Here is a 21,347-nt window from a genome sequence, read left to right on the forward strand (position 1 = left end):
GAGCTTGTCGAGACCCAGGTCTCGACAAGCTCGACCAGCGAACGGCGGCTGCCTCAGCCTCGGCGGGCCGCCAGCCAGGACTCCGCGGCGGTCCAGTGCTCCTTGAGCAGGACGTACCGGTCCTCGTGCCACGGCTTGACCGGGCCCGCCCAGTGGATCAGGGCCGGCTCCGACACGACCTCCTGCGTGGGCCACGCGTTCCACCGCGGGTCCAGGACGCGGTACCGCGACCCGGCGTACGCGTTGAGCACGTCCTGGTCGTTGAGGCCGTACCGCTCGGCGTAGGGCACGAACTCGGCCGTGAAGCCGTCGGCCCGCAGCACCGCCAGGTCGAGCAGCAGGATCCCGGCGTTGAAGCCCTGGTAGCCGTGCCGGTGCCGCTGCATCATGGCGCGCACCAGGTCCCGCGCGGCGGCCGGGTCGTGCTTGAGCAGCCGCGTGGCCCGGATGACGTTGCCCACGCCGTGCCGGTAGTTGTACGAGATCGACGGGCGGGCCGCCAGCGGCGCCCCGCCCAGGTCGGTGTCGTACAGCTCCGCCAGGTCCGTCACGGTCAGCGCGTCCAGGTCGTGGTAGAGCACGCGGTCCAGGTGCGGCAGCAGCTCGGGCAGCAGCAGCCGGTCCATCGTGGCGACCGTGATGTGCTTGAGCATGCCGAGCACGGCCCCGTAGTCGATGCCGTCGCAGGCGTACCACTCGAACGTGACCTCGGGGAACAGCGCGGCGAGCCGCGCGTGGTCCGCCGCGGTGTGGTCGCGCGTGAGCGCGACGACCCGCACGGGCCGGTCGGTGTGCCGCACCACCCCGGCGACCACCACCTCCATCTGGGCGCGCAAGTTGCCGTCCAGGGCCACGGCCACGTTGAGCTCGCCGGCCGCGGACCGCGGCGCCGTCGCCTCCACCACCGTGCGCGTGGCACGCACGCCGGTCACGATGCCGGCCACGTCGCAGGTGCCCGACGGCGCGGGGACCGGCGCGGCGTGCACCACCAGTGCCCGTTCCACCTCGGGCGCCACGGTGGCGGCCCAGGTCGCGTAGACCTCGTCGCGGGACGCGCCGGCGAGGACGCGGCCCATGGCGGGCGCCACGAGGTCGCGGATCTTCTCCCGCATCGCCAGCCGGGCGGCCTCGTCGGCGTCGAGCAGGCCGGCGAACCGGATGTCGGCGTCGTTCCGGGGCCGGAAGTCGACGTTCGCCCCGATCGACCAGGACGGCAGGTAAGCGTGCAGGCGCGAGGTGACCACGCGCGAGTACCGGCTGCGGTAGGAGTCGAGCAGGTCCACGGCGTCGTGCACGTTCCGGGCGAACGGGTTGCTGCGCACCGACGGGTGCAGGTGCGTGACCAGCTCGCTGCCGGCGTCGTGCTCGGGCACGGGCGTGTCCACGTACACGGCCGGGGCGCCGGCGGGTGCGGGGGTGTGGCCCGCGGGGAAGACCGTGTCGATGGTCGTGGTGAGGCAGCCGCTGAAGAACGCCGGGACCCCCGCGTTGAGCAGCAGGTGCACGGTGGTCCAGTCGCGGCAGCCGATCGGCCCGTGGGCCCGCAGGTAGTCGATCGCGGTGGGCGTCAGGATGGCGTGCTTGTTGATGTGGAACGACACGAAGAGCGGCTGCAGGTTCTCGTGGAACGGGAAGTCGAACCGCAGGTCGAACTGGCTGTGCATGTACCAGCCGAACGCCAGCATCCACGTGTTCTCCGGCACGGCGTCGAGCCGGGACATGTCGCGCTGCACCAGGGTCAGGTCGACGTCGGCGCCCGGCCCGGGCACCACGTGCTCGGGCCGCACCCGGCCGGCGAGGCGCCGCACGGGCTCGGTGACGGCGTCGTCGCCGTGCAGGCGCACGCCCTCGTGGCGCAGCAGGTGGCCCAGGCTCGCGATGGTCTGCACCGTGTCGCCGATGTTGCTGGAGGACACGTTCTCGTCGGGCGCCTTGTAGTCGAGCACGGCGAACGACACGTGCCCCGTCGGGACCCGCGCGGGGGCGGCGGGCCGCAGCGCCTTCTCGATCCAGGGCGCGAGGTGGTCCACGGACGCCTGGACCTGCTCGGTCAGCCCGGTCGCGTGGCGGGCGGCGTCGAGGGCCTCGGCAGCCAGCGCGAACTCGTCGGCGATGAACAGCAGCCGGGCGAGGTCGAGCAGCACCGCGGCGTCGGACACGAACCCGTGGCGCACCCAGGTGGCCGCCGTGCGGGCGACGTCGGGGTCGGCCATGGCGATGCCGGCCCGCAGGTACTCCGCGGGGGCGAGGCGGGCGGCGTCGTCGGACCCGAGCTGGCGCAGCAGGTCCCACGCGAGCTCGCGCAGCCCCACGCGCTGGGCGATCAGGGCCGCGCCGGCGACCCCGGCGCGCCGGGTCTCGGGATAGGCCATGAGCGAGTGGCAGAGCGACCGCCACTGGCTGGTGTCCAGGGTGCGGGCCCCGCGGATCGAGGTGGTGACGGACTCGTCGACCGGCAGGCCGCGGCGCAGGGCGGCGGTGACCACCGCATCGCCCGACGGCGGCTCGGGGCGCTCCTGGAACGGGCGGTCCGCGGCGCGGTCCGGGGCGGACCACACCTCGCGCGGCAGCCGGTTGGGCTCCTTGGCCAGGGCCCAGGACTCCTGGTCCGGGGCCGGCAGGGGCCGGGCGTCCGGTAACGGGTCCGGCCTGTCCGGATGCGGGTTGTGCAGAGTCTCGGCCGTGGCGGCGAGCAGCGCCTCGGTGATCATCTCGTCGGCGGCCGGGACCTGGTGCGCAGTCTCACCGGACGCGGCGAGACGGCGGCTTGCAGGGGACATGAAGACTCCTCGTGGGGTCGACGGTTGTGCGGTGGAACCGTCGTCCCGGCACGTGCGGGCGCCGACGGTGGCCAGAGCGTAGTGCCCTTCGGTTACGGCCCGACGACGACTGGGTAGGCTCCCGGACATGTCTGCGCAACAACCTGCTGACCAGGGCTTTTCAGCGTCTCAGCCGACGTCGCGGCCGACCGGGCCGGGGACCCTCGTGGGCTGCCGGATGCGCAAGTGGGACGGCACCCCGCACTGGCGGTTCGACGCCGCGTACCTCGGCGAGGACGAGCACGGCGTGTGGCTCGGCTACCCGACCGGGACCCGGTTCAGCCGGCCCGGGCGGGAGTACCGGACGCGCCACCCCGGGGTCGTCCTCTTCGGCGACGGCGGGTGGGTCGCCGACCTCTACCGCGGCAACCCGCGGGGCGTGCTGCTCTACATCGACCTCGCCACGGTGCCCGAGTGGCGCGCGGTGCCCGACGGCGGGGACCACCGCCGTCCGGCGTTCGAGGTCTCCGCCGTCGACATGGACCTCGACGTGCTGGCGCTGCGGCCCGGCAGCGAGCGGGCGCGGGAGCGTGGCGACTTCTTCATCGACGACGAGGACGAGTTCGCCGAGCACGCGGTCCGGTACGGGTACCCGCCGGAGGTCGTGGCCCAGGTACGGGCGGACGCCGACGCCCTGCTCGCCGCGGTGAGCGCCGGGGAGGCACCGTACGACGGCGCGACGGCGGACCGCTGGTTCGCGGTGCTCGACGCGCTGTAGGACGTGGTGAGCGCCGGCACGCCCTGGTGCGGCGGGCTCAGTGCGTGCTGAGCACCAGGTCGTCCTGCTCCACGGCGGCGCGCCACTCGGGCTTCTCCGCGCGCCAGTGCTCGTCGTCCCGGCCGCGGCGCCAGTAGCCCGAGGCCGAGAGCAGCTCGCGCGGCACGCCCAGCGCCGCGCGGGCCCAGCGGCGCAGGTCGCGCACGCAGCCGGCCTCGCCGTGCAGGAACGTGTGCGGCGCACCGTCCGGCAGCTCGGCGGCCTGCACGACGTCGACCAGGTTCGCCCCCGCGGACCGGTGGATCCAGGTGAGGTGGAGGTTCGCGGCGCTCGTGATCGGCTGCTCCTCCGACGGGTCCGAGACCTCGACGAAGACGTGCGCCACGGCACCCTCGGGCATGGCCTCGCACGCGGCCGCGATGGCCGGGAGGGCGGACTCGTCGCCCGCCAGGAGGTGCCACGGGGCGTCCGGGGACGGCGCGTAGTCGCCGCCCGGGCCCACGAACGAGACCTCGTCGCCCGCCCGGACCCGCTGCGCCCACGGGCCGCCGTGACCCACGTCGCCGTGCGTGACGACGTCGATGTCCCAGCCGGCCTCGGTCACCGCGCGGATCGTGTAGGTGCGCAGCACGGGGCGGCCCTCGGGCTCGGTGGGCTCCGCCATGACCAGCTTCACGTAGCGGTCGGGGAACGGCGTGGGGTCGGTGGCGGCCAGTGCCTCACCGCCGATCGTCACCCGGATCATGTGCGGCGTGAGCTGCCGGACCGCGGTCACGGTCGCCGTGGTGCGGACGCCCTTGCGGGGCCTTGCGGGGGATGCGGCGGTGTTCTCAGACATGGTGAGGCAAGCCTAACCTCGCAGGCGCTCGCACGCCGGTGTGGCGTGCGTCACTGGGCGAAGCGCGGGACATCGGCCCTGGGGCCGATGAGCGGGAGCCTGCCGCGCGCCTACCATGGGCGCGTCGTCCAAGTCTTCCTGTCAGGAGCATCGTCGTGAAGATCGCTGTTGTCGGTACGGGGTATGTCGGGCTGTCGAACGCGGTGCTGCTCGCGCAGCATCACGAGGTGTCCACGCTGGACGTGGACCCGGCCAAGGTCGCGCTGGTCAACGACCGCAGGTCGCCGATCGTGGACGCGGAGCTGGAGCAGTACCTGGCCGAGGTCGACCTGAACCTGACCGCGACCCTCGACAAGGACGCCGCGTACGCGGGCGCCGGAGTGGTGGTCATCGCGACCCCGACGAACTACGACGAGGAGTCCAACTTCTTCGACACCTCCTCCGTGGAGACGGTGATCGCGGACGTCCTGGTCGCAGCGCCGGAGGCGACGATCGTCATCAAGTCGACGATCCCCGTCGGGTTCACCCAGCGCATGCGCGAGGAGCACCCCGGTGCGGCGATCGTCTTCTCGCCGGAGTTCCTGCGCGAGGGCCGGGCGCTGTACGACAACCTGCACCCCTCACGCATCGTGGTCGGCGACCGCGGCCCGCGGGGCAAGCAGTTCGCGGACCTGCTCCTGGAGGGCGCCCTGACGAAGGACGTCCCCGTCCTGCTGACGGACCCGACCGAGGCGGAGGCGATCAAGCTGTTCGCCAACACCTACCTCGCGCTGCGGGTGGCCTACTTCAACGAGCTCGACACGTATGCGGCGACCCACGGCCTGGACACGGCGCAGATCATCGAGGGCGTGGGCCTCGACCCGCGCATCGGTACCCACTACAACAACCCGTCCTTCGGGTACGGCGGGTACTGCCTGCCGAAGGACACCAAGCAGCTCCTGGCCAACTACGCCGACGTGCCGCAGAACCTGATCCACGCGGTCGTCGAGGCCAACACCACGCGCAAGGACTTCGTCGCCGCGGACATCCTGCGCCGCGAGCCCAAGACCGTGGGCGTGTACCGGCTGGTCATGAAGTCCGGGTCGGACAACTTCCGGGCCTCCTCGATCCAGGGCATCATGAAGCGGATCAAGGCCAAGGGCATCGAGGTCATCGTGTACGAGCCCAGCCTCGAGGACGACGAGTTCTACAACTCGGAGGTCGTCGCCGACCTGGACGCGTTCAAGGCACGCGCCGACGTCATCGTCGCCAACCGGCGCACCGAGGCCCTCGACGACGTGGCCGACAAGGTCTACACCCGCGACATCTACGGACGGGACTGAGCGATGCGCGTGCTGGTCACCGGCGGCGCCGGCTTCATCGGCGCCAACTTCGTGCACCAGACGGTGCGCGAGCGCCCCGACGCACGGGTCACCGTGCTCGACGCCCTCACCTACGCGGGTGACCGCACGTCGCTCGACCCGGTCGCGGACCAGGTGGAGCTGGTCGAGGGCTCGATCACCGACGCGCCGCTCGTGGACCGCCTCGTGGGGGAGTCGGACCTGGTGGTCCACTTCGCCGCCGAGTCGCACAACGACAACTCGCTGAACGACCCGTCGCCGTTCGTGCAGACCAACCTGGTGGGCACGTTCACGCTGCTGGAGGCGGTGCGCAGGCACGGGGTGCGGTTCCACCACATCTCGACCGACGAGGTGTACGGCGACCTTCCGCTGGACACCCCGGAGCGGTTCACGCCGGACACCCCGTACAACCCGTCGTCGCCGTACTCCTCGACCAAGGCGGGCTCGGACCTGCTGGTCCGGGCCTGGGTCCGGTCCTTCGGCGTGCAGGCGACCATCTCGAACTGCTCCAACAACTACGGCCCGTACCAGCACATCGAGAAGTTCATCCCGCGGCAGGTCACCAACCTGATCGACGGCGTGCGCCCCCGCCTGTACGGCGCCGGCCTCAACGTGCGCGACTGGATCCACGTCGAGGACCACAACAGTGCGGTCTGGGCCATCATCGAGAAGGGTGTCGTCGGCGAGACGTACCTGATCGGGGCCGACGGCGAGACCAGCAACCTCGACGTGGTGCGCACCCTGCTGGAGATCTTCGGGCGCGACGCCGACGACTACGACCACGTGACCGACCGGCCGGGACACGACCTGCGGTACGCGATCGACGCGAGCCGGCTGCGCACCGAGCTGGGGTGGGCGCCGCGGTACACCAACTTCCGGGAGGGGCTGGCGGCGACCGTCGAGTGGTACCGGGAGCACGAAGCCTGGTGGCGCGGAGCGAAGGCCGCCACGGAGGCGAAGTACGCGGCGTCGGGTCAGTAACCGGGCGCGGAACACCGCCGTGGCCGGCTCATCGGCCGTCCTGGACCACGCAGGTGCCGCCGACGGCCGCGGCGACGGCGCGGCAGATCCGCGCACCGGTCTCACCGTGCTCGTCCCACGGCGCCAGCGCCTCGATCCACACGGGCTGGGCGGCGGCCGGGTCCGCCGTGGCCCGCCGGGCGGCCTCCCGGACCGCGGCGGCGACGTCGGCGCCGGGCAGCATCCGGTCGATCTCGTCGGGCGCCCGCAGGTACGAGGGCTGCAGCACGGTGAGGACGACGTCCTTGTCGTCGCGCAGGAACTGGATCATCGCGCCCGGGTTCACCCGGCGCAGGCCGAGCTCGGGGTCGACGCCGTACGCCGACTCGACCAGCTCGAGGTCGGTGACGGTGCGTGGGGCGAGGATCGTGATCTCGCGGGACACGGTGGCCTCCGGTCTGTGGGGTGGGTGCGGACGTCCGACGATCAGTCCCGATCGCCCAGCGCTTCCCGGACCCGATCGGGCCCGATCCACCGGACGACCTCCGTGAGCCGGTCCCAGCCGGGGTGCTCGCCGGTGTCGAGCGGCAGCAGGAGACCGGGGAGCCGGCGACGACCGACCTGCACGCCGTCGATCCGGTGCGCGGCGTCGGCCAGGTCGAGGCTCAGCGAGCGGACGCCGGGCGGCCCGACGAGCATCGTCAGCGGCACCGCGGGCGCTTCGACGATCGGCGGCCGGTTGAGGTCGGCTCGTCCGACGCGGGTCAGCGCGAGCCCGAACAGCGGCATGACGTCCTGTGCCACCCTGGTGAACGCCGCCGGGACGCCGTCGAGCACGGTGCGTGCGGCGTCGGAACCGGGGGTGCCGGCGTCGAGCGTGAGCTGGGTGGTCTCCTCGAGACCGTCGGCGGTGCGGCGCACGGTGACGGTCCCGACCGCGCCGTCGGCCACGACGACGAAGCGGCTGTCCTCCGGCGCCCGCTCGCGGGCGAAGCGGGTCAGCTCGTCGCGGTCCCACGGTACGAGCGCCGGCTCGACGACGCCCCAGGACGACGGCGCCCGCCCGGTCAGCGTGTCGAGCAGCAGCTCGACGCTGCGGCCGATGACGGTGGTACGGCGGGCGGCGTGGCGGACCGCCAGCGAGATGCTGACCTGCTGGGTCGACGGCGCGTCCACGAGCCGGCGGACGTCGTCGATCGCCCAGGCCGGCAGGGTGTCGCCGTCGGGCACCTGGCGCAGGAAGGTCGTGGAGGTGTTGCCGACGTCCGTCCGGCCGGCTCCGGTCAGGGCGTCGGTCAGGTCGGCCACGCGCCGGCCGGTGACGGCGTCCCGCTTGGGGCCGTGGCCGTCGCCCTCGCGGACCACCCAGACCCCGCCGCTGCCGAGCAGGGCGTCGTGCATGGCCGGGGTGAGGACCGACCGCTCGTCCGTGACCAGCAGGTAGCGCCGGTCGCTCTCCACCGCGCGGCGGATCAGGTCGGAGCGCGCCGCGGAGAGCCCGACGACCGAGGCGCGGGACTCGTCGTGCAACGCGAGCTCGGAGTGGAAGTCGAGTGCCGGGGGCAGAACCATCGTCGGAATCTTGCCATGGTTTGTCCCGCGGTTCTGGACGAATCGTGGGTCTGCTCGCTGCGTGAGTCTTCGTGGACGCGGACGCAAATGTCTGGTTGGGTCGCAGGTGAAGGGGTTGGCTCGCAGGGGGCCCGCTCCGGCGAGGGGGAGTGGCCATGAAGCTCGGGACGGGGTCCCGCACGCCGTCGGGGCCGAGGCACACGTGACGGCCGCGATCGATCCGGACGCCATTCCGGGAGGTCCGGACGCGGTGGCGCTCGATCCGGAGGCGGTGGAGCAGGCGGCGGCCGACCTCCGGGCGGATGCGGGCAGGATCCGGGACGCCGGGGCCGAGCTTCCCCGGACGTGGCGGGGCCTGGGGGCGCACTACGAGGCGCCGGAGTCGGCGCAGCTGCTGGCCGCGATGGACCCGGTCGAGCGCACGGCTGCCGACTACGCGGATGGCCTGGAGCGGCTCGCCGCCGCGCTGGCCTCGTTCGCGACCGACCTGCGCGAGGTGAAGGCCGGGTTCGACCGGGTGCGGGCGGACGCGACGGTGTTCCGCACGAAGATCGCCGGGAACCTGGAGTGGGAGTTCGACCAGGACCTCATCCACGAGAACAACCGGCTGCTGGGCGCCGCGAACGCGTCCATGGTCGCCCTGCAGGACGCGGAGCGGCGCTGTGTCAACCAGATCCGCGCGATCGACTGCATCGCCCCGCTGCACGTCTCGACCGGGGCCGAGAACGACCCCCAGGCGTACGGGACGTCGTACATCCCCCTGGACACCCCGATGCCGTGGGGCGAGTCGGTGGCCCGGCAGGACCACTGCCCGAAGTCCGCGGCGATACAGGTCAAGCGGGCCGTCTGGGACGGGTTCGTCGATGACGTGCTGTTCGCCAGCGTGGAGGGACTGGTCGCCTTCACCGGCTGGGACCTGGAGACGGGCGACTACTCGGCCGAGACCCGTGAGCAGGCGGTGAACGGGCTGGGTCTCCTGGTCGGTCATGACGCCGAGACCGGTGAGCAGTCCTGGGCGGTCTTCGGTTCCACGTGGACGGAGGTGGGGAAGGGCCTCATCGCATGGGACATGTGGGAGGAGGACCCGGCGCGTGCGGTAGGCACGACGCTGGGCAACATCGGATTGCTGGTGGCCTCGGGAGGCGCGGGTGTGGCGACCAAGGTCGGGACGGCGGGCAAGCTCGGCGGGGCGCTGAAGGTCGCGCAGGCCGTGAACGTCGTCAACCGGGTGCTGGACCCGCTCGAGTGGGTCGCATCCGGCGCCAAGGCGACGGCGAGCCTGCGTGAGGTCATGGCCGGCCTCGGGCGCGGGGTGGACGTCGACCTGCCGGAGGTGGATCTCTCCCCGGTCGGTGCCGTTGACGCCCCCGACGGTGCGGGTATCGCGGGTGCGACGCGACCCGGCGGCGGCGAGCACAACCCGGCTCCGGCCCGGGCGGCGGAGCCTGTTCTCGAGAACCCGGGGGTCAAGGCCGACAACCCCGGGCCGGGTCCGGGTGGCGCCGTGTTCCGTGAGCCGGTGCTGGCCGACGCGGCCTTGAGCGCGGCCCAGCGCGTCGACGAGCGGGTGCTGGCCGGCGTCGGCGCGCAGGCCGACACGGTGCTGGAACACGGCGGGCAGCCCGACGTGGGGCCGCAGCACGGCGGGGGCGGGCCCGGGCATGGCGGGTCCGGCGGGTCTGGCGACGGCGGCTACGGCAGCACTGGGGGCGGGGCAGGTGACGGCGGTGGTCCGGGTGACGGACCGAGCGATCTCACCGGTCCGGACGACGACCCCACCGTGCCGGGCAGCAGCCAGGTTCCGAAGACGAACGTCGGCCATCGCATGGCGGACCAGCTTCCCGGGCGGTTCGCCCTGCAGCTCGACGAGGTTCTGGCCGGCCAGGACCCGCCGCTGACGCGGAGCTCGTTCACCGAGATGGTGAACAAGGACCTGGTCGACCTGGACCGGGGCGAGCTGGAGACGCTGTTGAAGGTGCGGGACGAGCTGGCGCCGGTCACCCCGGACACCGTGCTGCAGAAGATCGTCAACCCCGATGTGGCGGTCCGCGTCTTTGACGACCTGGCCAAGACCGTCGACAGTTCCGATCCCGCTCAGGTGGCGAAGTTGCGGCAGCTGCGGGAGGAGAACCTCGACCTGCTCCGCGACACGGAGGCCTCGTCGTACAAGCCGACCAGCGTCGGCGGGTTCGTGGCCCGCGCGGTCGACACGTTCCAGATGGCGACCAAGGACATCTACAACTACCTCGGCCTGGGGTACTCGGGCACACCGTTCGACGCCGATGGTGGCGCGATGTTCGCGCTGGAGTTCCAGGCCGGGGACATGGTTCCCGACGGCGGGGTGACGCACGGGCCCGGCGGTACGGCATCGATCACGCAGTCGGACTATGTCGCCAGGAGCATGCTGAATCATTACGACGATCTGCAGGCGCTCAAGGGGGACCGGGCCGCATGGGAGGCGGAGCTCAAGAAGTACGTGCATGCGGACTACACGGGTCAGGTCGCCGACAAGGGAACGCTCAAACGAATGGTCGATGCTGTTAGTAGCGCGACACCGTCGAATACCGAGAACCCCTATCATGGCAGCGGTTATGCGGGTCACGGAGGCATGGGATTCACGGGCTACGGAGACAATTTCCTACCCGAGCTCCAGATGCTGGAACGGCCCGAACTGAACGAGGGGGCTGAGCTGTGGAGGATCACACCTGACGGGACCAGGAAAGCAGTGGCCCACCTCGTAGAAACCAACAAGAAGCTAAAGTGGGTGTTGTTGTGATCCGAGCGGGTTCCTACGCAGTGGTCGACAGCGTGACGTATCACGTCCGAATCGATCTTGACTACGTCGTGCTTTACGAAAAGGTGCATGGAAAGCCGCCGACGGCATGGACGTATGAAGATGTCGTGGGCGTGACCGGGGCTCGGGTTTCACGGTCGAGCGGCACCATATCGCGCCTTTTCGCGGTGCAGACCTGGGCGAGTCTGGACGGCGTGGATGTCAAGGTGAGGAGCCTGGACGTGGATGCGCGAACGGCCGGTGTGGAAGCCGCTTGGCCCAAGGGCGCCCCCGAAGGATCGACTCCTCTGCACCCTGATCTGGTGATCGTCGGCGACCGCGGCAAGGGATACGAATGCATTGGTGAGGTGGATATCGATCGCCTCACGGACGTGTGGGAGTGGGCAGAGATCGACGGGCCGATCGAGTCCAATGTGCGCCCGATGACCACACGTTGGATGGGCGAGGAGGACAACGGCGAGCCCTGGCGGCGGCCGACGCTGCCCCGGGAGAAGCTGCTGTGGCGCCCCGAGGCCCAGTGGGGCCCGTGGGGTCGGATCGAGATCGATCCGCTCGCCTGACCCGACCGCCGTCGGCCCGCTCTGGTGGGCCTGACCACCTCGATCACGACCCGCGTCAGCGGGAGCTCGGAGCAGCAGTGACCGGCACATTCATGCAGAAGGCTGTCACCCCGCAGCAGGCGCGCGCCTACCTGACCGACGGGTTCGACCGGGTGGGCGGGTACGTGCTGCGCGCGGCCGACGCCGTCGAGGCGGGCACCCCCGCTGAGCTGTACCAGGCGCACGGGCTCGGGTACCCGGGCACGCCGCACTCGCCGGACGAGCCGGTGCACACGCTGTGGTTCGAGATGACGCCCCAGCTGCGTGCGGAGAACGCCGTCGGCGGCAACGACAAGCCGGGGGCGGAGCGCACGGGTGGGCCGTTCGTCGAGCACCCGCCGTTCACCGGTACGGGCTTCGCCCCGTGGCCCGGGCACGCGGTGCCGGTGTACTGGCTGCGGCACTCGCGGATCCCCGCCGGTGCGGAGCTGCACCGGCACGATCCGGACGGCAGCCGGACGCACGTCGCGACGTACGTCGACGTCGCGACGGGGTGGGAGGCCGCGCCCGGCAGCGAGCCGCTGCCGGCCCCGCAGGTGTCCCCGAAGCCGTCGCCGCTGGTCGGGCCGATCGCCGTCTTCGAGGGCAAGAACTATGCGGCCGACGTGCTGCCGGGCGCTGGGGTCGCGCTGTGCACGAGCGAACCCGCCGACGGGTTCGAGGTCACGCGCCTGGGGCGGTATCGCCGGGTCGTGGCGATGGGCGAGCTCGACGACCTGTTCGAGATGGTGATGCGCGGAACGGTGCAGGGCCTGCCGGTGCGCGCCGTCGACATCGTCAGGACGCAGCAGGGGCCGGGACTGTGGGTGTCCTACACGGGGCACGTCGCGGTCCTGGCCGAGGGGCTCGGCCTGACCAAGATCGACGCCGGCCTGTACGAGGCGGCTGTCGCGCCCGACGCTCTGGCCGATCAGGAGACCCTCCAGGAGGCCCCCACTTCATGGGCCCAGGTGGTCCGAAGCGGTCGGTGACCGACGGTCGCTCAGGCGAGGGTCGCCACGTAGTCGCGCACCGCCTCCGCCGTCGGTAGCAGCCCCTGTTCCTTCGCCTCGGCCAGGGTCGGCGCCGCCTGGTCCTTCTCCGAGAGGAGCGGGGTCAGGGGGCTGCCGTCACGGGCACTCGTGGGCCACTCGATGCCGAGCGCGGGGTCGAGGGGGTGGATGCCGTGCTCGCGGCCGGGCGCGTAGCCGCTCGAGCACAGGTACAGGACCGTCGAGCCGTCCTCCAGGGACATGAACGCGTGGCCCAGGCCCTCGGACAGGTAGATCGCACGGCGGTCGACGTCGTCCAGGAGCACGGCGTCCCAGGTGCCGAAGGTGGGCGAACCCACCCGGATGTCCACGACGACGTCGAGCACCGCGCCGCTCACGCACATGACGTACTTGGCCTGGCTGGGCGGCACGTCGGCGAAGTGGACGCCGCGGAGCACCCCGGCGGCGGAGACCGAGCAGTTGGCCTGCTGGAGGTCGAACGAGTGCCCGACGGCGTCGGCGAACGGGCCCGCCTTGAAGGCCTCCAGGAAGAGCCCGCGGGGGTCCCCGTGCTGCTTCGGGGTGATCTCGAACGCGCCGGGCACTGCCAGCTCGCGGTACTCCATGAGGCTCCTCGCGTGGTTCGTCGGTGGCCCTGCGACCCTGGTTAGGATCCTAGGGTGACCAGCGGACAGAGCACGAAGCAGGGCTGGGTGGTCTTCGGTGCGGCAGGCATGCTCGGCCAGGACATGGTGGCCGCGGCGGAGGCCGCGGGACACCGCGTGACCGCGCTGCGCCGGTCCGACGTCGACATCACCTCCGCCTCGGCGGTGCTCGACGCCGTGGCCGGCCACGACGTCGTCGTCAACTGCGCGGGCTGGACCGCCGTCGACGACGCCGAGGCGCACGAGCCCGAGGCTTTCGCCGCCAACGCGACGGGGCCCGCGCACCTCGCGCGCGCCGCCGCGGCGTCGGGCGCGCGTCTGGTCCACGTGTCCACGGACTACGTGTTCGACGGCGTCGCGACCCAGCCGTACGCCGAGGACGCGCCGGTGGACCCGCGTTCGGCCTACGGGCGCACGAAGGCCGCCGGCGAGTGGGCGGTGCGCGCGCTCGCACCGGACGCCCTCGTGGTGCGCACCGCCTGGCTCTACGGCGCGGGCGGCAGGTGCTTCCCGAAGACCATCGCGCGCGTGGCGGGGGAGCGGGAGCGGCTCACCGTCGTGGACGACCAGACCGGGCAGCCCACCTGGACCGCCGACCTGGCCGACCTCGTCGTGCGCCTCCTGGCCGCGGGCGCGCCCGGCGGGCTGTACCACGGCACGTCGTCGGGCCAGGTGACGTGGCACGGGTTCGCCCGTGAGGTGGTCGCGGCCGCCGGGCTGACGACACCGGTGGACCCGACGACGAGCGCCGCCTACCAGGCGCCGGCGCCCCGGCCGACGTACTCGGTGCTCGGCCACGACCGGCTACGAGCGGCGGGCGTGGAGCCGATCGGCGACTGGGCCGACCGCTGGAAGGCGGCGGCGCCGGTGGTGCTGGGGGCTTAGTGTCGCTCTCGCTTGGGGCAGGAGCGCCAGGAAGTGAGCCCGGCAGCCATCCGGACGGTTGGTGAGCCGGGCTTCGCGCCTACCGGGTCATTGCTGCTCCAGCAGGCCCAGGAGATAGGTGCCGTAGCCCGACTTCGTGAGCTTCTCCGCCCGGGTGCGCAGGTCGTCGTCGGACAGGAAGCCGCGCCGCCAGGCGACCTCCTCGGGGGCACCGATCTTCAGGCCCTGCCGCCGCTCGATGGTGCGGACGTAGTCCGAGGCCTCCAGCAGCGAGTCGAAGGTGCCGGTGTCGAGCCAGGCCGTGCCGCGGGGAAGCACTTCGACCTGGAGCCGGCCCTGGCGCAGGTACTCGGCGTTGACGTCGGTGATCTCGTACTCGCCACGCGCCGAGGGCTTGAGCCCCTTGGCGATCTCGACGACGTCGTTGTCGTAGAAGTACAGGCCGGGCACCGCGTAGCTGGACCTCGGCCGAGCGGGCTTCTCCTCCAGCGAGAGCGCCTTGCCGTCGTCGTCGAACTCGACCACGCCGTAGGCGGTGGGGTCGGCGACGCGGTAGGCGAAGACGGCGCCGCCGTCGAGGTCGGCGAACCGCATGAGCTGATGGCCCAGGCCGGGGCCGTAGAAGATGTTGTCGCCCAGCACGAGGGCCGCGGACTCGTTGCCGAGGAACTCCTCGCCGAGCACGAACGCCTGGGCGAGCCCGTCGGGCGACGGCTGCGTCGTGTAGGTGATCGAGATGCCGAACTGGGAGCCGTCGCCGAGGAGACGCTGGAACTGGTCGGCGTCGTGCGGGGTCGTGATGACCAGGATGTCGCTGATCCCGGCCAGGATCAGCGTGGAGAGCGGGTAGTAGATCATCGGCTTGTCGTAGACCGGGACGAGCTGCTTGCTGATGCCCTGGGTGATCGGGTGCAGGCGAGTGCCCGAACCGCCGGCGAGAATGATTCCGCGCATGAGGCGGATCCTCCCACGCCCCGGGCGGGCCGGGCCGTTGAAGACGCTCGCGACGAGCGAGTTCTTCCGGACTTCCACCGGTGTCCATCTCTCATCAGGAAATCTCCCCGGAAAGATTCACCCGGTTGAAATTTGATGCCGGATGAGATGCCGGATGAACGGCTGACGTGCACGTCGGGGAAGGGGTGAATCACGGGTGATCTCCTGCAGAGGGTGATGCGTCGGATGCCGCCCGAGCGGTACTCAATTGCCTATGCATGGACCTGAAGGAGTCGGTGACCTGCTCACCGCGCCGAATCCCGCCGAACCCGAGTCGCAACCCACCCGCCGTCGTCGGCGGAGCAAGGGGTTCGTGGCGGCGATCGTCATCGGCGCGCTGGTGCTGGTCGGCGGGAGCGGGGCCATGGCCTACTACGGCTACCGGATCGCGCTCGACGAGAAGATCGAGCGCATCGACGACCCGTTCGCCGGTATCGACGACGCGTCCCGGCCCGAGCCGGCGCCGCTGGAGGGCACCACGGCGCCCGTGAACATCCTGGCCCTCGGTTCCGACAGCCGGATCTCGGCGGGGAACCCGTCCGACTGGGAGGTCGGGGCGCAGCGCACGGACGCGATCCTGCTGCTCCACCTGTCCGCCGACCGGAAGTCGGCCGCCGCCATCTCGATCCCGCGCGACTCCTGGGTCGACATCCCCGGCGTCGGCGAGGGCAAGATCAACGCCGCGTTCTCCTACGGCGGCCCGGCACTGATGATCCAGACGGTCGAGCAGCTCACCGGCGTGCGGATCGACCACTTCGCGGTGAGCGACTTCGAGTCGTTCACGACGCTCACCGACACCCTCGGCGGCGTCGAGATCAAGGTGCCCGACGGCGCCGGCGGGTCCGTCGAGCAGGAGATGTCGGGCAAGGAGGCGCTGGAGTTCACGCGCGAGCGGTACGCGCTGGCGAACGGCGACTTCGGTCGCGTGCAGCGGCAGCAGGCCTGGATGCGGGCGATCGCGACCAAGGCCACCCAGGACAAGAGCGACCTGCTGAAGATGTCCCGGTTCCTGGAGGCCGCCGTCAAGGCGGTCGCCGTCGACGAGGACCTGACGATCGACCGGATGCTGGAGCTGGCCGTCAGCGCCAAGGACCTCTCCACCGGCGACATCACCTTCATGACCGCGCCCTACGCGGGGACCGGGCGCAGCGCCGACGGGCAGTCGATCGTGCTGCTCGACCGCGAAGCGCTCGACCCGCTCATGCAGGCCGTGGCGAAGGACGACCTGCCGGACTACCTGGCTGAGTCGCCGGGCGGGATCGACATGCTGCCGGACGTCGTGGAGTAGGCCTGCTGGTCGCCGTTCGGCACGGAACTTCCGGTCCGGAAATATCGCCCGGGTGAACATCGACGCCTTTCACCCGCTATCAGCAATGGGTGGGTATGGGCCGCTTGTAGCATCAGGTCACCAATGGCGCATCCTGAACTCCGGCACCTTCCTTTTCGCGCCTGGTGGGTGCCCATCTCACTCATTGCTTTCGGGCAGACAAGGACATTCTTGCCGTGAAGGATCGCGCGTCGGGCGGGGTGCGTAGGCTCCGCCGCGCGCTGTGGCACCTGCGGCATGGCGGGGTGGAGCAGCTGCGGACGCACCTGGTCAGGCAGCGCGTGCCGATGGCCGCGCAGGTGGGCGGGGCCCGGCAGACCAGGAACGGCCTCACGTTCGACCCGTGGCCCGCGCGTCCGGTGTCCGGTCTCGTGGTGGACGGCGGCGTGGCTGGACCCGCCGTCGTCGGCGGAGCGCGTGACCTGCGCGTCGGCGTGATCCTGGACGACTTCTCGCGGCTTGCGTTCGCGCTCGAGTGGGACCAGGTCGCCGTGACCCCCGCGACCTGGCGGGACGAGCTGTCCGCCGGCCTGGACCTGCTGTTCGTGGAGTCCGCCTGGAACGGCAACGGCGGCGCGTGGCAGTACCACCTCACGGGGACGTCGGCTCCGCGGCCCGCGTTCGTCGAGCTTGTCGAGGCATGTCGTGCGGCGGGCGTGCCCACGGTGTTCTGGAACAAGGAGGACCCGGTCCACTTCGAGGACTTCCTTGACGCCGCCCGGCTGTTCGACCGTGTCTACACCACCGACGTCGACCGGCTGCCCGCCTACGTCGAGGCGCTCGGGCACGAGCGGGTGGGCGTGCTGGAGTTCGCCGCGCAGCCTGCCGTCCACAACCCCGTGCGCCTGCACGGCCGCGGCCCGGAGCGGGACGTCGCGTTCGCCGGCATGTACTTCGCGCACAAGTACCCGGAGCGGCGCGAGCAGATGGACCTGCTGCTCGGCGCCGCCCTCGACGTGTCGCCGACGATGGAGCACGGGCTGGAGATCTTCAGCCGGTTCCGCGGCAGGGACGAGAAGTACCAGTTCCCTGCGCCGCTGGACGGCCGCGTCGTCGGCTCGCTCGACTACGACCGCATGCTGACCGCCTACCGCGAGTACAAGGTCTTCCTGAACGTGAACTCGGTGGTCGGCTCGCCGTCCATGTGCGCGCGGCGGATCTTCGAGATCACGGCCAGCGGCACGCCCGTCGTCTCGACGCCGAGCGCGGCCGTGGGGGAGTTCTTCCCGCCGGACGAGGTCTTCGTCGCCGAGACCCGCGAGGCCGGCGCGCACGCGATCCGCGCGCTCGTGCGCTCACCGGAGCTGCGCGACCGCGCCGTCCACAAGGGCCAGCGCCGCATCTGGCGCGAGCACACCTACGCGGCGCGCTCGCAGAAGGTGCTGCACGACGCCGGGCTGGTCGCCTCTCCCGTCGCCGCGCGGCCGGGCGTGACCGCCCTGGTCTCGACGAACCGCCCGCACCAGCTCGACCACGTGCTGGCCGTGCTGGGTGCCCAGGAGGCTGTGGACCTGCAGGTCGCGCTCCTGACGCACGGCTTCGAGGCGGACGACGCCGACCTGCGCGCCCGCGCGAAGGAGGCGGGCGTCGGCTCGCTGGAGCTGCTGTCCGCTCCGGCGGATCTGCCGCTCGGCGCGTGCCTGAACCTGCTGCTGGACGCGGCCGACGGCGACGTCGTGGCCAAGATCGACGATGACGACCTGTACGGCCCCCAGTACCTGTCCGACCAGCTGTACGCCCTGGCGTACTCCGGGGCCGACGTGGTGGGCAAGCAGGCGCACTACATGTACCTGGAGGGCGCGGACGCCACGATCCTGCGCTTCGCGGACCGGGAGCACCGGTACACGGACCGCGTGATGGGGCCGACGATCGTCGCCAGTCGCGCGGCCGCCACGAGGGTGGGTTTCCGCGCGCTCGAACGGGGCGAGGACACCGCGTTCCTCGCCGACCTCGTCGAGGCGGGCGGGATCGTCTACTCCGCCGACCGGTTCAACTTCGTCCAGGTGCGATCGGCCCCGGGCGGGCACTCCTGGACGGTCAGCGACGCCGAGCTGCTCGCCAGCGGCCAGGTCCAGCACTTCGGGCGTGCGGCGACGCACGTCATGTTCTGAACGTACGAAAGAGGGAGCTCATGGGTATCAGCACCGTCGCGGTGGTCGGCCTCGGGTACATCGGCCTGCCTACGGCCGCGATCCTGGCCGCCAACGGCGTGCCGGTGACGGGCGTCGACGTGAGTTCCGCGACCGTGGGCGCGGTGAACCGTGGCCAAGTGCCCTTCGTTGAGCCCGACCTGGCCGGATACGTATCAGACGCGGTGGCCTCGGGTCGCCTGCGCGCGGTCCCGGCGCCCGAGCCGGCCGACGCCTACATCGTGGCCGTCCCGACGCCGTTCGTGGACGACCACAAGCCGGACCTGTCCTACATCAAGGCCGCCGCCGAGGCGATCGCCCCCGTGCTGCGCGGCGGCGAGCTGATCGTCCTGGAGTCCACGTCGCCGCCCGGGACCACCCGGCGCATGGCCGAATGGGTGCTGGACCAGCGGCCAGACCTCAGCCTGGACGGCTCGGGCGACCGGCCCGTCGTCTGGTTCGCGCACTGCCCCGAGCGGGTGCTGCCCGGACGCATCATGGTCGAGCTGGTCACCAACGACCGCATCGTGGGCGGCCTCACCCCCGAGGCCGCGCAGCGGGCCCGCGAGCTGTACCAGGTGTTCTGCCAGGGCGAGATCCTGCTGACCGACGCCGTGACCGCCGAGACGGCCAAGCTCGTCGAGAACTCGTTCCGCGACGTGAACATCGCGTTCGCCAACGAGCTGTCGCTCGTCGCGGACAAGCTGGGTGTCGACGTCTGGGAGCTCATCCGGCTCGCGAACCACCACCCGCGCGTGAACATCCTGCAGCCCGGTCCGGGCGTGGGCGGGCACTGCATCGCGGTCGACCCGTGGTTCATCGTGGACGCCGCCCCCGAGGAGGCGCGGCTGATCCGGACGGCGCGCGAGGTCAACGACGGCAAGCCGCGCTGGGTGCTGCACAAGGTCGTCGACGCGGTCGCGGACCTCGGCGCGCCGAACCCGGTGATCGCCGCCTACGGGCTGGCGTTCAAGCCGAACATCGACGACCTCCGGGAGTCGCCCGCCATGACGATCACCACCGAGATAGCGCGGACGTTCCCGCACGCGACCGTGCTGGCCGTGGAGCCGAACGTGGACGAGCTCCCGGCACAGCTCGCCGACCTGCCGAACGTGCGGCTGGCGGACACCGAGGAGGCGCTCGCGGCCGGTCAGGTGCACGTGCTGCTGGTGGACCACACGCAGTTCCGCGCGCTCGCCGGCCCCCTGGCGGAGGCACGCGTGGTGGACACGCGGGGGATCCTGCGTTGAGCCGGCTCGCCCGGTTCCGGCGTCGAGGGGTGGCCGTCGTCGTGACGGCCACCCTCGTCGTCGTGGCCGCGGCCGTGCTGACGCTGGGCCTGGTCGGGACGCCGCCGAACGCCTGGCTCGTGTTCGTGGGTGTGCTGGGCGTGCTGGTGTCCGTGAGCGTCCTCGTGGCCGGAGCCGTGTCGTGGTTGTCCGCGCGGACCGAGACACGACTGCGGCAGCGGATCGACCGCCTTGAGGCGACGGTGCAGGACACGCGGGCGAAGGCCTCGCGGCACGAGTGGGTGCAGGAGCAGGCGCTCGAGCGGATCGAACGGACCAGCCGTGAGGCGGCGACCGGGGCATCGCAGTCGGCGTGGGCCGCGTGGCGCGGGATCGCTCCCGTGGATGCGGTTCAGGGCGCTGCGCCGCGCGTGCTGTTCGTGACCAGCAACGGCGGCGGCATGGGGCACATCGCCCGGTGCGCCGCGGTGTTGCGGCACGCGGGCAGCGCGCTCGACGGCCGGATCCTCACCCTCTCGACGGCCGCCTCGACGGTCGCTGCCGCCGGCTATGACGTCGCGTACTTCCCGAGCCAGTCCGCTGCTGGTGTCGGCCAGGACCAGTGGCGCAGGCAGTTCACGCGCCGGCTCCTAGACGAGATCGCTGAGTTCCGCCCCGCGTCGATCGTCTTCGACGGCACATGGGTGTACCCCTCGCTGACGGACGTCGCGGACCTGGCCGGCCTGCCGCTGGTGTGGCTGCGCCGCGGGCTGTGGCGCGAGGGTACCGACCTGACGCAGGTGAAGAGCTGGCGTGACCACGTCACCTCGGTGATCGTGCCGGGCGACATCGCCGAGACACGGGAGACCGCGCCAGAGGTCTTCCGGGACGCGACATGGATCGACCCGGTCTCCCTCGCGCCGGCCTCGCTGATGCCGCGGGAGAAGGCCCTCGCCTCGCTCGGGCTCGACCCGGAGCGGCGGTACGCGCTCGTGCAGCTCTCCGGCGGCAACGGCGACGGGTCGGCCACGGCCGCTGCCGTGCGGGCCGTTCGCGACGCCGGCGACATCGTGCCGGTCGTGGTCCGCTCGCCGCTGCTGTCCTCTGCCGTCGCGCACGACGTGACGACCATCGACGCGCGCTTCCCGCTGGTCGACGTGGCCGGCGCGTGGGAGTTCACGGTGACCGGCGCGGGCTACAACTCCGTGCACGAGAACCTGCACACCGGGACGCCGGGTGTCTATCTGCCGAGTGCGGTGACGTTGCGGGACGACCAGGAAAGGCGTGCGCAGGCGCTTGCCCGAGCAGGCCTTGGTGTCACGGCAGCCGGTCTGGATGGGATTGCCGGCGCCGTCGCCGACCTGACCGCCGGACGGCGAGCCGACGAAGTGCGAACGGCTCTTCGCGAGAGCCCGACCGCTCAGGGCGCGCCGAGCGCGGCGCACGCCGTCGCCATTCCCGACACGAGACGGATGGCAGCGCATTGAGCTTCTTCAACCCCTGTCCTG

Annotated in this window: 17 protein-coding genes; 11 read left to right on the top strand and 6 right to left on the bottom strand. The window is 71.7% G+C overall.

Annotated features, from left to right (window positions below; all coding sequences use genetic code 11):
* Window positions 1–53 precede the first annotated feature (53 nt).
* Window positions 54–2,780, bottom strand: coding sequence for a glycosyltransferase (locus ACFU5G_RS13615; protein WP_377245121.1), 2,727 nt, complete (start codon window positions 2,778–2,780; stop codon window positions 54–56).
* 217 nt (window positions 2,781–2,997) lie between these two features.
* Between ACFU5G_RS13615 and ACFU5G_RS13620 the strand changes: the two genes are divergently transcribed.
* On the top strand, window positions 2,998–3,537 hold the full coding sequence (locus tag ACFU5G_RS13620) for a DUF402 domain-containing protein (protein WP_377245124.1): 540 nt from the start codon (window positions 2,998–3,000) through the stop codon (window positions 3,535–3,537).
* Window positions 3,538–3,574: 37 nt separating this feature from the next.
* Here the strand turns inward: ACFU5G_RS13620 and ACFU5G_RS13625 are convergent, their stop codons facing one another.
* Window positions 3,575–4,375: a siderophore-interacting protein gene (locus ACFU5G_RS13625; RefSeq protein WP_377245127.1), complete on the bottom strand. Its 801-nt coding sequence runs from the start codon at window positions 4,373–4,375 to the stop codon at window positions 3,575–3,577.
* A gap of 155 nt (window positions 4,376–4,530) precedes the next feature.
* Here ACFU5G_RS13625 and ACFU5G_RS13630 point away from each other — a divergent pair, with 155 nt between their 5' ends.
* Together ACFU5G_RS13630 and rfbB are read left to right on the top strand one after the other, a co-directional pair.
* On the top strand, window positions 4,531–5,697 hold the full coding sequence (locus ACFU5G_RS13630; protein ID WP_377245130.1) for a nucleotide sugar dehydrogenase: 1,167 nt from the start codon (window positions 4,531–4,533) through the stop codon (window positions 5,695–5,697).
* A gap of 3 nt (window positions 5,698–5,700) precedes the next feature.
* Entirely contained in the window at window positions 5,701–6,696 is a 996-nt protein-coding gene (gene rfbB, locus ACFU5G_RS13635; RefSeq protein ID WP_377245133.1) for a dTDP-glucose 4,6-dehydratase, read from the top strand.
* Window positions 6,697–6,724: 28 nt separating this feature from the next.
* Here rfbB and ACFU5G_RS13640 read toward each other — a convergent pair whose 3' ends face one another.
* Both ACFU5G_RS13640 and ACFU5G_RS13645 read right to left on the bottom strand, forming a co-directional pair.
* The gene (locus ACFU5G_RS13640; RefSeq protein WP_377245136.1) at window positions 6,725–7,120 is read right to left on the bottom strand and encodes a hypothetical protein; all 396 of its coding nucleotides are present in this window, start codon (window positions 7,118–7,120) and stop codon (window positions 6,725–6,727) included.
* Between the two features lie 41 nt (window positions 7,121–7,161).
* The gene (locus ACFU5G_RS13645; protein WP_377245138.1) at window positions 7,162–8,247 is read right to left on the bottom strand and encodes a DUF6177 family protein; all 1,086 of its coding nucleotides are present in this window, start codon (window positions 8,245–8,247) and stop codon (window positions 7,162–7,164) included.
* 202 nt (window positions 8,248–8,449) lie between these two features.
* On the opposite strand from ACFU5G_RS13645, the gene ACFU5G_RS13650 reads away from it, so the two are divergent.
* The 3 genes from ACFU5G_RS13650 to ACFU5G_RS13660 all read left to right on the top strand — a co-directional run bounded on the left by ACFU5G_RS13650 (window position 8,450) and on the right by ACFU5G_RS13660 (window position 12,611).
* Window positions 8,450–11,023 carry a WXG100 family type VII secretion target gene (locus ACFU5G_RS13650; RefSeq protein ID WP_377245141.1) on the top strand — a complete coding sequence of 858 codons (2,574 nt, stop codon included), beginning with the start codon at window positions 8,450–8,452 and terminating at the stop codon, window positions 11,021–11,023.
* A gap of 20 nt (window positions 11,024–11,043) precedes the next feature.
* Window positions 11,044–11,601, top strand: coding sequence for a hypothetical protein (locus tag ACFU5G_RS13655; protein WP_377245144.1), 558 nt, complete (start codon window positions 11,044–11,046; stop codon window positions 11,599–11,601).
* Between the two features lie 77 nt (window positions 11,602–11,678).
* Window positions 11,679–12,611 (top strand): hypothetical protein, encoded by a 933-nt coding sequence (locus ACFU5G_RS13660; RefSeq protein WP_377245147.1) that lies wholly within the window; start codon window positions 11,679–11,681, stop codon window positions 12,609–12,611.
* A gap of 11 nt (window positions 12,612–12,622) precedes the next feature.
* Here ACFU5G_RS13660 and ACFU5G_RS13665 read toward each other — a convergent pair whose 3' ends face one another.
* Complete coding sequence (locus ACFU5G_RS13665) at window positions 12,623–13,237, bottom strand: dTDP-4-dehydrorhamnose 3,5-epimerase family protein (protein WP_377245150.1); 615 nt, start codon at window positions 13,235–13,237, stop codon at window positions 12,623–12,625.
* Window positions 13,238–13,291: 54 nt separating this feature from the next.
* On the opposite strand from ACFU5G_RS13665, the gene rfbD reads away from it, so the two are divergent.
* Window positions 13,292–14,161, top strand: a complete 870-nt coding sequence (rfbD, locus tag ACFU5G_RS13670; RefSeq protein ID WP_377245153.1) for a dTDP-4-dehydrorhamnose reductase — start codon at window positions 13,292–13,294, stop codon at window positions 14,159–14,161.
* Between the two features lie 87 nt (window positions 14,162–14,248).
* Here rfbD and rfbA read toward each other — a convergent pair whose 3' ends face one another.
* The gene (gene rfbA, locus ACFU5G_RS13675) at window positions 14,249–15,115 is read right to left on the bottom strand and encodes a glucose-1-phosphate thymidylyltransferase RfbA (RefSeq protein WP_377245155.1); all 867 of its coding nucleotides are present in this window, start codon (window positions 15,113–15,115) and stop codon (window positions 14,249–14,251) included.
* A gap of 352 nt (window positions 15,116–15,467) precedes the next feature.
* On the opposite strand from rfbA, the gene ACFU5G_RS13680 reads away from it, so the two are divergent.
* The 4 genes from ACFU5G_RS13680 to ACFU5G_RS13695 all read left to right on the top strand — a co-directional run bounded on the left by ACFU5G_RS13680 (window position 15,468) and on the right by ACFU5G_RS13695 (window position 21,326).
* Entirely contained in the window at window positions 15,468–16,442 is a 975-nt protein-coding gene (locus ACFU5G_RS13680) for an LCP family protein (protein ID WP_377245158.1), read from the top strand.
* A 326-nt stretch (window positions 16,443–16,768) separates the two neighbouring features.
* Window positions 16,769–18,592, top strand: coding sequence for a glycosyltransferase (locus ACFU5G_RS13685; protein ID WP_377245194.1), 1,824 nt, complete (start codon window positions 16,769–16,771; stop codon window positions 18,590–18,592).
* Window positions 18,593–18,612: 20 nt separating this feature from the next.
* On the top strand, window positions 18,613–19,860 hold the full coding sequence (gene wecC / locus ACFU5G_RS13690) for a UDP-N-acetyl-D-mannosamine dehydrogenase (RefSeq protein WP_377245161.1): 1,248 nt from the start codon (window positions 18,613–18,615) through the stop codon (window positions 19,858–19,860).
* Window positions 19,861–19,922: 62 nt separating this feature from the next.
* Entirely contained in the window at window positions 19,923–21,326 is a 1,404-nt protein-coding gene (locus ACFU5G_RS13695; protein WP_377245164.1) for a hypothetical protein, read from the top strand.
* The last annotated feature ends 21 nt before the right edge of the window (window positions 21,327–21,347 follow it).

Origin of the sequence: Promicromonospora sp. NPDC057488 (genome assembly GCF_042802395.1) — a bacterium.
Classification (GTDB): Bacteria; Actinomycetota; Actinomycetes; order Actinomycetales; family Cellulomonadaceae; genus Promicromonospora.

Excerpts from the sequence above, each read along its gene's own strand:
- ACFU5G_RS13615 (WP_377245121.1), bottom strand. The coding sequence starts at position 2,780 with ATGTCCCCTGCAAGCCGCCGTCTCGCCGCGTCCGGTGAGACTGCGCAC.
- rfbA (WP_377245155.1), bottom strand. The coding sequence starts at position 15,115 with ATGCGCGGAATCATTCTCGCCGGCGGTTCGGGCACTCGCCTGCACCCG.
- ACFU5G_RS13620 (WP_377245124.1), top strand. The coding sequence starts at position 2,998 with ATGCGCAAGTGGGACGGCACCCCGCACTGGCGGTTCGACGCCGCGTAC.
- wecC (WP_377245161.1), top strand. The coding sequence starts at position 18,613 with ATGGGTATCAGCACCGTCGCGGTGGTCGGCCTCGGGTACATCGGCCTG.
- ACFU5G_RS13685 (WP_377245194.1), top strand. The coding sequence starts at position 16,769 with ATGGCCGCGCAGGTGGGCGGGGCCCGGCAGACCAGGAACGGCCTCACG.
- ACFU5G_RS13665 (WP_377245150.1), bottom strand. The coding sequence starts at position 13,237 with ATGGAGTACCGCGAGCTGGCAGTGCCCGGCGCGTTCGAGATCACCCCG.
- ACFU5G_RS13645 (WP_377245138.1), bottom strand. The coding sequence starts at position 8,247 with ATGGTTCTGCCCCCGGCACTCGACTTCCACTCCGAGCTCGCGTTGCAC.
- ACFU5G_RS13625 (WP_377245127.1), bottom strand. The coding sequence starts at position 4,375 with ATGTCTGAGAACACCGCCGCATCCCCCGCAAGGCCCCGCAAGGGCGTC.
- rfbB (WP_377245133.1), top strand. The coding sequence starts at position 5,701 with ATGCGCGTGCTGGTCACCGGCGGCGCCGGCTTCATCGGCGCCAACTTC.